Source organism: Oryzobacter telluris (assembly GCF_043099285.1).
In the GTDB taxonomy this organism is placed as follows: Bacteria; Actinomycetota; Actinomycetes; order Actinomycetales; family Dermatophilaceae; genus Oryzobacter; species Oryzobacter telluris.
In genome coordinates, this window is record NZ_CP170723.1 from 2,053,488 (window position 1) to 2,066,692 (window position 13,205).

Here is a 13,205-nt window from a genome sequence, read left to right on the forward strand (position 1 = left end):
GGCGGATGGTGGCGCCATTCCATCACATGATGTTGGGTCAGGCATAGACATCCGTTATGCGAGTTCGGCTGCTGGACACGACCCGTCAGCGGTGGTCGACTTGGGGCCATGCCCACGCTCGGGGAGACCTTCGCCCACGCCGTCGCCGCGAAGGACCACGACGCCGTGCGCGCCGTCCTCGCCCCCGACGTCGACTTCCGCGCCCTCACCCCGCGCCGGCCGTGGGAGGGCAGCACCCCCGACGACGTCCTCGACGCCCTCTTCGGCCACTGGTTCGAGGAGTCCGACGAGGTCCGCGCCCTGCTCGACGTCGAGACCGGCGAGCCGGTCGAGGACACCGAGCGGGTCGCCTATCGCCTGGCGCTGCACAACGACGACGGCGACTTCACCCTCGAGCAGCAGGTCTACTACCGGCACGACGGTGAACGGATCACCTACCTGCGCGTGCTGTGCTCCGGATACCGTCCCACCCGGCGGGCCGACTCGGAGGACGGTGCCGTCACCGGTTAGAGTGGCGACCGCCAGACATCCTTTAACGACCTGTCCCGTGAGGCAGGGAAGGAGGTCCGCGTCGATGACGCGCGCCGACAGCAGCAGCGTGCCCCCGGGGCACCCCCTCGACCCCAGCGGTCGCACCGTCCTCAGCTCCACGGACGTGGCTCGCGCCCTGCGGCGCATCGCCCACGAGATCCTCGAGCACAACAAGGGTCCCGACGACCTCGTCCTGCTCGGCATCCCGAGCCGCGGCGTCGAGCTCGCCCGCCGCCTCGTCGACCTGATCCGCGAGGTCGAAGGCGCCGAGGTCCCCGTGGGCAGCCTCGACATCACGATGCACCGCGACGACCTGCGCCATCAGCCCACCCGCGCCCCGATGCCCACGCGCATCCCCACGGGCGGCATCGACGACAAGGTCGTCGTCCTCGTCGACGACGTCCTGTACTCCGGGCGCACCATCCGCGCCGCGCTCGACGCCCTGTCCGAGTACGGCCGCCCCCGCGCCGTGCGCCTGGCCGTGCTCGTCGACCGCGGCCACCGCGAGCTCCCGATCCGCGCCGACCACGTGGGCAAGAACCTCCCCACCAGCCACACCGAGAAGGTGCAGGTGCGCCTGTCCGGCCACGACGGCATCGACGACGTCGTGCGCATCGCCGGAGGGGAGAAGTGATGGACCGCCACCTGCTCTCCAGCGCCGACCTCACCCGCGACGACGTGCGGATGCTCCTCGCCACCGCCGCCGAGATGCACGAGGTGCAGCGCCGCGACGTCAAGAAGCTCCCCACCCTGCGGGGCCGCACGATCATCAACCTCTTCTTCGAGGACTCCACCCGCACCCGCAGCAGCTTCGAGATCGCGGGAAAGTGGATGAGCGCCGACACCATCAACATCACCGGCAAGGGCAGCAGCGCGAGCAAGGGCGAGTCCCTGCGCGACACGGTCCGCACCATCGACGCGATGTCGGTCGACGCCCTCGTCATCCGGCACATGGCCAGCGGCGCCGCGCACCAGGTGGCCCAGTGGGTGGACGCCAGCGTGGTCAACGCCGGCGACGGCACCCACGAGCACCCCACGCAGGCCCTGCTCGACGCCTACACGATGGAGCAGCGGCTCGGCGACCTCGACGGGGCACGCGTCGCCATCGTCGGCGACCTCACCCACAGCCGGGTCTTCCGCTCCAACGCGATCACGCTGCGCACCCTCGGCGCGCACGTCACCCTCGTCGCCCCGCCCACCCTCATGCCCAGCGGCATCGGGGCCTGGGCCAGCGCCGACGGCCTGGAGACCACCGACGACCTCGACGCCGTCCTCGCCTCCGGACCCGACGCCGTGATGATGCTGCGCGTCCAGCGCGAGCGGATGAGCGGCGGCTTCTTCCCCACCGCCCGTGAGTACACCGTGGGCTACGGGCTCACCCGCGACCGCCTCCGCGCGCTCGCCGACGCCAACCCGGAGGCCGTCATCTGCCACCCCGGCCCGATGAACCGGGGCCTCGAGATCAGCGCCGACGCCGCCGACGCGGCCCGCAGCCTCGTCCTGGACCAGGTCTCCGCAGGGGTGGCGGTGCGGATGTCCGTCCTCTACCACCTCCTCGCGGGAGAGGGGGCCGCGGCATGAGCGACCTCCTCCTCACCGGCGCCACCTGGTACGCCGAGGACGGCACCGCCACCACCGGCGACGTCCACCTGCGCGACGGCGCCGTCGCCGGCACCGGCCGCACCGACGCGCCGAAGGGCACCGAGACCATCGACGCCGACGGCCTCGTCCTCCTCCCCGGCCTCGTCGACCTCCACACCCACCTGCGCGAGCCGGGCCGCGAGGACGCCGAGACGATCCTCACCGGCACCCGCGCCGCCGCGGTCGGCGGGTACACCGCCGTCCTCGCCATGGCCAACACCACCCCGGTCACCGACACCGCGGAGGCCGCCGAGCGCGTCCTCGACCTCGGCCGCGCCGCCGGGTACGCCGACGTCGTCCCGGTCGGGGCGGTGAGCAAGGGCCTCGAGGGCGCCGAGCTCGCCGAGCTGGGCCTGATGCACCGCAGCCGCGCGCAGGTCAACGTCTTCTCCGACGACGGCCACTGCGTCGCCGACGGCCGCCTGATGCGTCGTGCGCTCGAGTACGTGCGGGCCTTCGGCGGGGTCGTCAGCCAGCACAGCCAGGACCCGAGCCTGGCCGGGCCACAGGCCTGCTGCCACGAGGGCGAGCTCTCCGGCCGCCTCGGGCTGCCCGGCTGGCCGAGCGTCGCCGAGTCCACGGTCATCGCCCGCGACGCCATGCTCGCCGAGCACACGAGCAGCCGGGTCCACGTCGCCCACGTCAGCACCGCCGAGGGGCTCGACGTCATCCGCTGGGCCAAGGCGCGCGGCATCCGGGTCACCGCCGAGGTCACCCCGCACCACCTCGCGCTCGGCACCGACCTGCTCACCGGCTACGACCCGGTGTTCAAGGTCAACCCGCCGCTGCGGCCGACCGAGGACCAGGAGGCGCTGCGCGAGGGGCTGCTCGACGGCACCATCGACGCCGTCGCCACCGACCACGCCCCGCACGCCCGGCACGACAAGGAGCACGCCTTCGTCGACGCCGCCTTCGGGATGCTCGGCCTGGAGACCGCCTTCTCGGTGGTCCACGACCTGCTCGTCGCCGACGGGCGGCTCGGCTGGGCCGACCTCGCCCGCGTCATGTCGGTGGGCCCGGCGCGCATCGCCGGCCTCGTCGACCACGGTCGCCCCGTGGCCGAGGGCGAGCCGGCCAACCTCGTGCTCGTCGACCCCGCGGCCACGGTCACCGTCGACCGCGCCGCCACGCAGTCCCTGTCCCGCAACACCCCGTGGCACGGCCGGTCGCTGACCGGCGCGGTCCACACGACGATCCTGCGCGGGAGAGTCACCGCGCGAGGAGGGGAGCCCACCACATGCTGACCACCCGGGAGCCCGCCGTCCTCGTCCTCGAGGACGGCCGCACCTTCACCGGCCGCGCCTACGGCCACCGTGGCACCACGGTCGGCGAGGCCGTCTTCTCCACCGGCATGACCGGCTACCAGGAGACGCTCACCGACCCCAGCTACCACCGCCAGGTCGTCGTGATGACGGCCCCGCACGTCGGCAACACCGGCTGGAACGACGAGGACGACGAGTCCTCGCGCATCTGGGTCGCCGGCTACGTCGTGCGCGACCCCTCCATCCGGCCCTCGAACTGGCGCTCGCAGCGCTCGCTCGAGGACGAGCTCGACGCCCAGGGCGTGGTCGGCATCTGCGACCTCGACACCCGGGCCCTCACCCGCCACCTGCGCGAGCGCGGGGCGATGCGGGTCGGCATCTTCTCCGGTGAGGCCGCGGCGGCCCCGCGCGAGCGGCTGCTCACCACCGTCATCGACGCGCCGCCGATGGCGGGGGCCTCCCTGGCCGAGGAGGTCGCCACCAGCGAGGCGTACGTCGTTCCGGCGGTGGGGGAGAGGCGGTTCACCGTCGCGGCCGTCGACCTCGGCATCAAGTCGATGACGCCGCGGATGATGGCCGAGCGCGGCATCGAGGTCCACGTCCTGCCGGCCACCACGGGCATCGAGGACATCCGGGCCCTCTCGCCCGACGGCGTGTTCCTCTCCAACGGCCCGGGCGACCCGAGCACCGCCGAGCGGCAGGCCGAGCTGGTGCGCGGCGTCCTCGCCGACCGCACGCCGTACTTCGGCATCTGCTTCGGCAACCAGATCCTGGGCCGGGCCCTCGGGTTCGGCACCTACAAGCTCAAGTACGGCCACCGCGGCATCAACCAGCCCGTGATGGACCGCACCACCGGCAAGGTCGAGGTCACCGCGCACAACCACGGGTTCGCCGTCGACGCACCGCTCGACCGCGACAGCGACACCCCGTTCGGTCGCGTGCGGGTCAGCCACGTCTGCCTCAACGACGACGTGGTCGAGGGCCTGGAGTGCCTCGACGTTCCGGCCTTCTCGGTGCAGTACCACCCGGAGGCCGCGGCCGGCCCGCACGACGCCTCCTACCTCTTCGACCGGTTCGTGCAGCTCATGGAAGGACGGGGCGCCTGAGATGCCCAAGCGCGACGACATCACGAGCGTTCTCGTCATCGGCTCCGGCCCGATCGTCATCGGCCAGGCCTGCGAGTTCGACTACTCCGGCACCCAGGCGTGCCGGGTGCTGCGCGAGGAGGGGATCCGGGTCGTCCTGGTGAACTCCAACCCGGCGACGATCATGACCGACCCCGAGTTCGCCGACGCCACGTACGTCGAGCCGATCACCCCGGAGGTCGTCGAGGCGATCATCGCCAAGGAGCGCCCGGACGCGGTCCTGGCGACCCTCGGTGGCCAGACGGCGCTGAACTGCGCCATCGAGCTGCACGAGCGCGGCATCCTCGAGAAGTACGACTGCCCGCTCATCGGCGCCAACGTCGAGGCGATCCAGCTCGGCGAGGACCGCGAGAAGTTCAAGGGCGTCGTCGAGCGCTGCGGCGCCGAGTCGGCCCGCTCCTTCATCTGCCACACGATGGACGAGGTGCTCGCCGCCGCCGACGACCTCGGCTACCCGGTGGTCGTGCGCCCGTCGTTCACGATGGGCGGCCTGGGCTCGGGCTTCGCCTACACGCCCGAGGAGCTGCGCCGCATCGGCGGCGCCGGCCTGCAGTACTCGCCCGTCACCGAGGTCCTGCTCGAGGAGTCGATCCTGGGCTGGAAGGAGTACGAGCTCGAGGTGATGCGCGACCACGCCGACAACGTCGTCGTCGTCTGCTCCATCGAGAACCTCGACCCGATGGGCGTGCACACCGGCGACTCGATCACCGTCGCCCCGGCGCTCACCCTCACCGACCGCGAGTACCAGCGCCTGCGCGACATCGGCATCGCGGTCATCCGCGAGGTCGGTGTCGACACCGGCGGCTGCAACATCCAGTTCGCGGTCAACCCCGCCGACGGCCGGATCATCGTCATCGAGATGAACCCGCGCGTCTCGCGCTCCTCGGCGCTGGCCTCGAAGGCCACCGGGTTCCCGATCGCCAAGATCGCCGCGAAGATGGCCATCGGCTACACGCTCGACGAGGTGCCCAACGACATCACCCGTGAGACCCCGGCCAGCTTCGAGCCCTCGCTCGACTACGTCGTGGTCAAGGTGCCGCGGTTCGCCTTCGAGAAGTTCCCCGCCGCCGACGACACCCTCACCACGACCATGAAGTCGGTCGGCGAGGCGATGGCCATCGGCCGGTCCTTCACCGAGGCGCTGCAGAAGGCGCTTCGCTCGCTGGAGAAGAAGGGCAGCACCTTCCACTGGGAGGGCGAGGTCCCCAGCACCGAGGGGGCCCGCGCCCTGCTCGACCTCGCGCGCCGCCCCACCGACGGCCGGATCGTCCAGGTCCAGCAGGCGCTGCGCGGTGGGCTGTCCGTCGAGGAGGTCCACGAGGCCACCGGCATCGACCCGTGGTTCCTCGACCAGATGCGCCTCATCGAGGACGTCGCGGAGGCCGTCGCCGACGCCGCCGAGCTCACCCCCGAGCTGCTCCGCCTCGCGAAGCGCCACGGGTTCAGCGACGCCCAGCTCGCCACCCTGCGCCGGATGCCCGAGGCGGTCGTCCGCGGGGTCCGCCACGCCCTCGGGGTGCGCCCCGTCTACAAGACCGTCGACACCTGCGCCGCCGAGTTCGCGGCCAGCACGCCCTACCACTACAGCTCCTACGACGAGGAGGACGAGGTGGCTCCGCGCGAGCGGCCGGCCGTCATCATCCTCGGCTCGGGGCCGAACCGGATCGGGCAGGGCGTGGAGTTCGACTACTCCTGCGTCCACGCCAGCTTCGCCCTGCGCGACGCCGGCTACGACACCGTGATGGTCAACTGCAACCCCGAGACCGTCTCCACCGACTACGACACGAGCAGCCGGCTGTACTTCGAGCCGCTCACCCTCGAGGACGTCCTCGAGGTCGTGCACGCCGAGACCAAGGCCGGACCGGTCGCGGGCGTCATCGTCCAGCTCGGCGGGCAGACCCCGCTCGGCCTGGCCAAGGCGCTCAAGGCCGAGGGCGTGCCGATCGTCGGGACCTCGCCCGAGGCCATCGACCTCGCCGAGGACCGCGGCGCCTTCGGGCGCGTGCTCGCCGAGGCGAACCTGCCGGCACCGAAGCACGGCACCGCGTACAGCGCGGCCGAGGCCGTGGTCATCGCCAAGGAGATCGGCTACCCCGTCCTCGTGCGGCCCTCGTACGTCCTCGGCGGGCGCGGGATGGAGATCGTCTTCGACGACGAGACCCTCTCGGGCTACGTCGAGCGGGCCACGATCGCCAGCCCCGAGCACCCGGTGCTCGTCGACCGCTTCCTCGACGACGCGATCGAGATCGACGTCGACGTCCTCTACGACGGTGTCGAGATGTACCTCGGCGGGATCATGGAGCACATCGAGGAGGCCGGCATCCACTCGGGCGACTCGTCGTGCACCCTGCCGCCGGTCACCCTCGGCGCCGCCGAGCTCGAGCGGGTGCGCGAGTCCACCCTGAAGCTGGCGCAGGGGATCGGGGTGCGCGGGCTGATGAACGTGCAGTTCGCCCTGGCGCAGGACATCCTCTACGTCCTCGAGGCCAACCCGCGGGCGTCGCGCACCGTGCCCTTCGTCGCCAAGGCCACGGGTGTGCCGCTGGCCAAGGCGGCCAGCCGGATCATGCTCGGCTCCACCATCGCCGAGCTGCGCGCCGAGGGCGTCCTGCCGGCCCACACCGACGGTGGCCGGATGCCGGCGCACGCGCCGATGTCGGTCAAGGAGGCCGTGCTGCCGTTCAAGCGGTTCCGGACCAAGGAGGGCCTCGTCGTCGACAGCCTGCTCGGCCCGGAGATGCGCTCCACCGGGGAGGTCATGGGCATCGACAAGGACTTCGGGCGCGCGTTCGCCAAGGCCCAGCTCGGCGCCATCAGCGGACTGCCCACCAGCGGAACGGTGTTCGTCTCGGTCGCCAACCGCGACAAGCGGGCGATCATCTTCCCGGTGAAGCGCCTGCTCGACCTCGGGTTCCGCATCGTGTCCACCTCGGGCACCGCGGATGTCCTGCGGCGCAACGGGATCGAGGCCGAGGTCGTCCTCAAGCACGCCGAGCGCGGCGCCGACGGTCGCAGCATCGTCGACTGGATCAACGCCGGCGAGGTCGGCATGGTCGTCAACAGCCCGAGCGGGCCGAGCGCCTCGGCCCGGGCCGACGGCTACGCGATCCGGGCGGCCGCCGCCGCCACCGACACCCCGATCATCACCACGGTGCAGCAGCTGGCCGCGGCGGTGCAGGCGATCGAGTCGCAGATGACCGGCGAGCTCGAGGTCACCTCGCTGCAGGACCATGCCGCCGCCCTCGACCTCTACGGCATCGGGGCCGCGCAGTGAGCGCCGGTGTCGTCCAGGTCGGCGGCGAGCTCATCGCCACCCGACGCGTCGGGGCCTACCACCACCTGACCCTCGTGGCGCCGGGCGTGGCCGAGCTGGCCAAGCCGGGGCAGTTCGTCGCGCTGGCCGTGGGCGGCGAGACGTCGGCCAACCTGCTGCGCCGCTGCTTCTCCATCCACAAGGTCAAGCCGTCCGGCACGTTCGGCGGCACGGTCGACGTCGTCATCGCGGCGCACGGCCCGGGCACGCAGTGGCTCACCGCGCTGCGCCCGCACGACCCGGTCGACGTCGTCGGCCCCCTCGGTCGCCCGTTCCCGCTGCCCGCCGAGCCGGTGTCGTGCGTGCTCGTCGGCGGCGGGTACGGGTCGGCGCCGCTGTTCTGGCTCGCCGAGGCGCTGCGCGAGCGCGGCTGCCACGTCGAGATGGTGCTCGGCGCGGCCTCCGAGGACCGCCTGTTCGGGGTCGTCGAGGCGCGCCGCTCGGCCGACGGGGTGTCGGTGACGACGGACGACGGTTCCGCGGGTCGTCGGGGCTGGGTGAGCGACGTGCTCGGTGACGTCATCGACCGCACGAAGGCGGGCGTCGTCTACGCCTGCGGCCCGATGGCGATGCTCAGGTCCGTCTCCGACATCGCCACCGCGCACGGCGCCGTCGCCCAGGTCGCCGTCGAGGAGTCGATGGCCTGCGGGGTCGGCGTGTGCATGACCTGCGTCATGCCGGTCACCGGCAATGACGGGGTCACCCGGATGGTCCGCTCCTGCGTCGAGGGACCGGTGTTCCGCGGCGACCGCGTGCGCTGGGACGCGTTCGGCGACGGCATCTGCCGGGTGCCCGACGACGCGCTCGGCGCCCCGCGGGTGGGGGGGCACTGATGATCGACCTGCGCACCGACCTCGCCGGGATGGCGCTGCCCAACCCGGTGATGACGGCCTCGGGCTGCGCGGCGAACGGCAAGGAGCTGCACCGCTTCTTCCCCGTCTCCGAGCTCGGGGCGTTCGTCACCAAGACGGTGATGGCCGAGCCGCGCGCCGGCCGGGGCACGCCGCGCATGGCCGAGACGTCGTCGGGGATGCTCAACTCGATCGGCCTCCAGGGGCCCGGCATCACGGCCTTCCTCGACAAGGACCTCACCTGGCTGCACGAGGTGAACGCGCGCGTCCTCGTCTCCATCGCGGGGAACACGGCGGAGGAGTTCGGCGAGGTCGCCGAGCGCCTCGCCGCCCACCCGGCGTTCGCCGCGGCCGTGGGTGTGGAGGTCAACATCTCCTGCCCCAACGTCGCCAACCGCGGTCTGGTGTTCGCCTGCGACCCGGTCTCCTCCGAGCGGGTCGTGCGGATCGTGCGGGAGAAGCTGCCGCCGGGCACGTCGGTGTTCGCCAAGCTCACCCCCGACGTCACCGACATCGTCTCCGTCGCCGAGGCCGCCCTGCGCGCGGGCGCCGACGGCCTGACGATGATCAACACGCTGCTCGGCATGGTCATCGACACCGACCTGCTGCGCCCGCAGCTCGCGGGTGTCACCGGGGGGCTGTCCGGCCCGGCCGTGCGTCCGGTCGCCGTGCGCGCCCTCTGGCAGGTCACCGCCGCCATGCGCGCCGGGCGGCTGCCCTGGGCGCCGCTCATCGGGGTCGGGGGAGTGCGCACCGGGCGCGACGCCCTCGAGCTCGTCGCCGCCGGTGCCTCCGCGGTGCAGGTCGGCACCGCCACGTTCAACGACCCCTCGCGGCCTCGTCGCGTCGTCGACGAGCTCGAGGCCGAGATCACCCGCCACGGCTTCACCCGCTTCGCCGACGTCGTCGGCATCGCCCACGAGAGGACCGCGTCTTGAGCACGACCACCTTCGGGACCCGTCTGCGCGCCGCCATGGACACGCACGGCCCGCTCTGCGTCGGCATCGACCCGCACCGCGCCCTCGTCGAGTCGTGGGGCCTCTCCTACGACCTCGCCGGGCTCGAGCGGTTCGCGCTGACGTGCGTCGAGGCCTTCGCGGGGACGGTCGCGGTCGTCAAGCCGCAGTCGGCCTTCTTCGAGGTCTTCGGCTCACGCGGCGTCGCGGTCCTCGAGCGGGTCCTGTCGGACCTGCGCGCCGCCGGCACCCTGACGATCCTCGACGCCAAGCGCGGCGACATCGGGTCGACGATGGGCGCCTACGCCGAGGCCTTCCTCGGCGAGGACGCCACGGCCCCGGCCGACGCGCTCACGGTGAGCCCCTACCTCGGCTACGGGTCGCTGCGCCCGGCGATCGACCTCGCGGCACGCACCGGTCGCGGGGTCTTCGTCCTCGCCCTGACGTCCAACCCCGAGGGCCCCACGGTCCAGCACGCCGTCCGCGACGGCCACAGCGTCGCCGAGGCCGTCGTGGCCGGGGCGGCCGACGACAACGCCGAGGCCGCCGCGCGCGGTGAGCTCGGTCACGTCGGGCTCGTCGTCGGGGCCACCGTCGGTGATGCCGTCACCCGCCTCGGGCTCGACCTGTCCGGTTCCGCCGCACCGCTGCTCGCGCCCGGGCTGGGGGCGCAGGGCGCGGGACCGGGGGACCTGCGCGCCGTGTTCGGCGACGCCGTCGCCCAGGTGCTGCCCAACGTCTCCAGGTCGGTCCTGTCGGCCGGCCCGGACGTCGCCGCGCTCACCGAGGCCGCGGCGCGCGACGCCGACGCGGTGCGCGCCGCGCTCTGAGCACTGTCGAGGGTGCGCCACGCCCGAAGCCGGTCGGTTGACCCGGCCGACGTGCGCGATATGGTCGATGTGTCCCGCCGGGTGTTGAGCAGCCAGCGCCCGCACGTCCACGAAGGAACGACCCGTGGCCCTTCCGCCGCTCACCCCCGAACAGCGCGCCTCAGCCCTCGAGAAGGCTGCGGCCTCACGTCGAGAGCGCGCCGAGGTCAAGCACCGCCTGAAGCACTCCGGTGCCTCGCTCTCCCAGGTCATCGAGACCGGGAAGTCGAACGACGTCATCGGCAAGATGCGCGTCTCAGCCCTCCTCGAGTCGATGCCGGGCGTCGGCCGGGTCCGTGCCCGCCAGATCATGGAGGAGGTCGGCATCTCCGAGAGCCGGCGCGTCCGTGGCCTGGGGCAGAACCAGGTGTCGGCCCTGCTCGACCGCTTCGGGCGGTCGTGACCGCGGCCTCCCGACTCACCGTCCTCGCCGGGCCGACCGCCGTCGGCAAGGGGACCCTCGCGGCCTTCGTCCGCGAGCACCACCCCGAGGTGTGGCTGTCGGTCTCCGCGACCACCCGCCGCCCCCGGCCCGGCGAGGTCGACGGTGTCCACTACCACTTCGTCGACGACGCCGAGTTCGACCGGATGGCCCGTGAGGGCGAGTTCCTCGAGTGGGCCGTGGTCCACGGTCGCGCCCGGTACGGCACCCCGCGGGGTCCGGTGGAGCAGGCCCTGGCCCAGGGCCGACCCGCCCTGCTCGAGATCGACCTCGCGGGCGCCCGCCAGGTCCGCGCCACCATGCCCGACGCGTTCTTCGTCTTCCTCGCGCCCCCGAGCTGGGACGAGCTGGTCCGCCGGCTCGTCGGCCGGGGCACCGAGGACGCCGAGGAGCGCGAGGCCCGGCTGGCCACCGCGCGGGTCGAGCTGGCCGCCGCCACCGAGTTCGACGTCACCGTCCTCAACGACGACGTTCGTCGGGCGGCCGAGGAACTCGTATCATTGATGAGAACCCCCGTCACCGAGTCGAAGTGAGCCCCAGCGTGTCCGGAACCGTGGCCGACCCCATCGGCATCACCAACCCCCCGATCGACGAGCTCCTCGAGCGCGCCGACAGCAAGTACGCGCTCGTGCTCTACTCCGCGAAGCGGGCCCGCCAGATCAACGCGTACTACGCACAGCTCCAGGAGGGCCTGCTCGAGTACGTCGGCCCGCTCGTCGACTCCGAGGTCCACGAGAAGCCGATGTCCATCGCCCTGCGCGAGATCAACGAGGGCCTGCTCACCTCCACCCCCACGGAGGAGTGACCCCGTGAGGGTCGTCCTCGGCGTGGCCGGGGGCATCGCGGCCTACAAGGCCTGCACGCTCCTGCGCCTGCTCACCGAGGGCGGCCACGACGTCACCGTCGTCCCCACCGCCTCAGCCCTGCACTTCGTGGGTGCCGCCACCTGGTCCGCCCTGTCGGGCAAGCCGGTCCACACCGACGTGTGGTCCGACATCACCGAGGTCCCGCACGTGCGGATCGGCCAGCAGGCCGACCTCGTCATCGTCGCGCCCGCCACCGCCGACCTGCTCGCGCGGGCCGCCACCGGCCAGGCCGACGACCTGCTCACCAACGTCCTGCTCACCGCGCGCTGCCCGGTGGTCATGGCCCCGGCCATGCACACCGAGATGTGGGAGCACCCCGCCACCCAGGCCAACGTCGCCACGCTCAGCGAGCGGGGCGTCCACGTGGTGCCCCCGGCCTCCGGGCGCCTCACCGGGCGCGACACCGGCCCCGGCCGGCTGCCCGAGCCCGAGGAGCTCTACGCCGTGTGCGAGCGCGAGCTGGCCCGGGTCACCGCCGGTCGTGGGGCTGCGGCAGCCGCCACCCCCGCCGCGCGGGGCGACCTCTCCGGCCGGCGCGTCGTCATCAGCGCCGGCGGCACCCGCGAGCCCCTCGACCCCGTGCGCTTCCTCGGCAACCGGTCGTCCGGGAAGCAGGGGTACGCCCTGGCCGAGGCCGCGGCGCGCCGGGGTGCGTCGGTCGTCCTCGTCTCCTCCTCGTCCCTGCCCGACCCGCTGGGGGTCGAGGTCGTGCCGGTCGAGACCGCCCTCGAGCTCGAGGCCGCGGTGGTGAAGGCCGCGCAGGACGCCGACGTCGTGGTCATGGCGGCGGCCGTCGCCGACTTCCGGCCCGCGTCGTACGCCGGCCACAAGATCAAGAAGAGCCACGACGCCCAGGCCGACGGCTCGCAGGACGACTCCGCTCCGGTGGTCGAGCTCGTCCGCAACCCCGACGTCCTGGCCGGGCTCGTCGCCGCCCGCGGCGAGTCCACCTCGCCCGTCATCGTCGGGTTCGCCGCCGAGACCGGCGACGACACGGGCTCGGTCCTCGACCACGGCCGGGCCAAGCTGGCCCGCAAGGGCTGCGACCTCCTCGTCGTCAACGAGGTGGGTGCCGGCCTCACCTTCGGGCAGGACACGAGCACCGTGCACCTGCTCCGCCGCGGCTCCGACGGCGTCACCGACGTCGGACCCGCTCCCAAGTCGGTCGTCGCCGACGCCGTCTGGGACGCCGTCACCGACCTGCTCTGACCTCGCTGACCTGCACGGATGCGCGACGCGACACCTCGCGTGCACCGTTTCCGTTTTGGCCCGGCCCGTTGGGGCATGGTGGACTCGTGGGTCAACGACCTGCCGACGTCCCGGACCGGG

The 13,205-nt window shown here is 72.9% G+C and carries 13 protein-coding genes; all 13 read left to right on the forward strand.

The window, feature by feature from the left end:
* Nucleotides 1-108 precede the first annotated feature (108 nt).
* The 13 genes from ACFLFB_RS09350 (at nt 109) to coaBC (ending at nt 13,085) form a co-directional block, all read left to right on the forward strand.
* Nucleotides 109-510, forward strand: coding sequence for a hypothetical protein (locus tag ACFLFB_RS09350; protein ID WP_392541900.1), 402 nt, complete (start codon nt 109-111; stop codon nt 508-510).
* Between the two features lie 64 nt (nt 511-574).
* Entirely contained in the window at nt 575-1,165 is a 591-nt protein-coding gene (gene pyrR, locus ACFLFB_RS09355) for a bifunctional pyr operon transcriptional regulator/uracil phosphoribosyltransferase PyrR (RefSeq protein ID WP_392541901.1), read from the forward strand.
* Nucleotides 1,165-2,112 (forward strand): aspartate carbamoyltransferase catalytic subunit, encoded by a 948-nt coding sequence (locus tag ACFLFB_RS09360; protein ID WP_392541902.1) that lies wholly within the window; start codon nt 1,165-1,167, stop codon nt 2,110-2,112. The genes pyrR and ACFLFB_RS09360 overlap by 1 nt, the downstream gene beginning before the upstream one ends.
* Nucleotides 2,109-3,416 carry a dihydroorotase gene (locus ACFLFB_RS09365; RefSeq protein ID WP_392541903.1) on the forward strand — a complete coding sequence of 436 codons (1,308 nt, stop codon included), beginning with the start codon at nt 2,109-2,111 and terminating at the stop codon, nt 3,414-3,416. The genes ACFLFB_RS09360 and ACFLFB_RS09365 overlap by 4 nt, the downstream gene beginning before the upstream one ends.
* Nucleotides 3,410-4,540: a glutamine-hydrolyzing carbamoyl-phosphate synthase small subunit gene (gene carA, locus ACFLFB_RS09370; RefSeq protein ID WP_392541904.1), complete on the forward strand. Its 1,131-nt coding sequence runs from the start codon at nt 3,410-3,412 to the stop codon at nt 4,538-4,540. The genes ACFLFB_RS09365 and carA overlap by 7 nt, the downstream gene beginning before the upstream one ends.
* Before the next feature lies 1 nt (nt 4,541).
* A complete protein-coding gene (gene carB, locus ACFLFB_RS09375) occupies nt 4,542-7,853 on the forward strand; it encodes a carbamoyl-phosphate synthase large subunit (protein WP_392541905.1) in 3,312 nt (1,103 codons plus the stop codon).
* Nucleotides 7,850-8,725 (forward strand): dihydroorotate dehydrogenase electron transfer subunit, encoded by an 876-nt coding sequence (locus ACFLFB_RS09380; RefSeq protein WP_392541906.1) that lies wholly within the window; start codon nt 7,850-7,852, stop codon nt 8,723-8,725. The genes carB and ACFLFB_RS09380 overlap by 4 nt, the downstream gene beginning before the upstream one ends.
* Nucleotides 8,725-9,681, forward strand: a complete 957-nt coding sequence (locus ACFLFB_RS09385; RefSeq protein WP_392541907.1) for a dihydroorotate dehydrogenase — start codon at nt 8,725-8,727, stop codon at nt 9,679-9,681. The genes ACFLFB_RS09380 and ACFLFB_RS09385 overlap by 1 nt, the downstream gene beginning before the upstream one ends.
* Nucleotides 9,678-10,529, forward strand: a complete 852-nt coding sequence (gene pyrF, locus ACFLFB_RS09390; protein ID WP_392541908.1) for an orotidine-5'-phosphate decarboxylase — start codon at nt 9,678-9,680, stop codon at nt 10,527-10,529. Before ACFLFB_RS09385 ends, pyrF begins: the two co-directional genes overlap by 4 nt.
* Nucleotides 10,530-10,653: 124 nt before the next feature.
* The gene (mihF, locus tag ACFLFB_RS09395; RefSeq protein WP_392541909.1) at nt 10,654-10,971 is read left to right on the forward strand and encodes an integration host factor, actinobacterial type; all 318 of its coding nucleotides are present in this window, start codon (nt 10,654-10,656) and stop codon (nt 10,969-10,971) included.
* Nucleotides 10,968-11,543 carry a guanylate kinase gene (gene gmk / locus ACFLFB_RS09400; protein WP_392541910.1) on the forward strand — a complete coding sequence of 192 codons (576 nt, stop codon included), beginning with the start codon at nt 10,968-10,970 and terminating at the stop codon, nt 11,541-11,543. Before mihF ends, gmk begins: the two co-directional genes overlap by 4 nt.
* 8 nt (nt 11,544-11,551) lie before the next feature.
* On the forward strand, nt 11,552-11,815 hold the full coding sequence (gene rpoZ, locus ACFLFB_RS09405; protein ID WP_377642926.1) for a DNA-directed RNA polymerase subunit omega: 264 nt from the start codon (nt 11,552-11,554) through the stop codon (nt 11,813-11,815).
* A 4-nt stretch (nt 11,816-11,819) separates the two neighbouring features.
* Nucleotides 11,820-13,085 (forward strand): bifunctional phosphopantothenoylcysteine decarboxylase/phosphopantothenate--cysteine ligase CoaBC, encoded by a 1,266-nt coding sequence (gene coaBC / locus ACFLFB_RS09410; RefSeq protein WP_392541911.1) that lies wholly within the window; start codon nt 11,820-11,822, stop codon nt 13,083-13,085.
* Nucleotides 13,086-13,205: the final 120 nt, after the last annotated feature.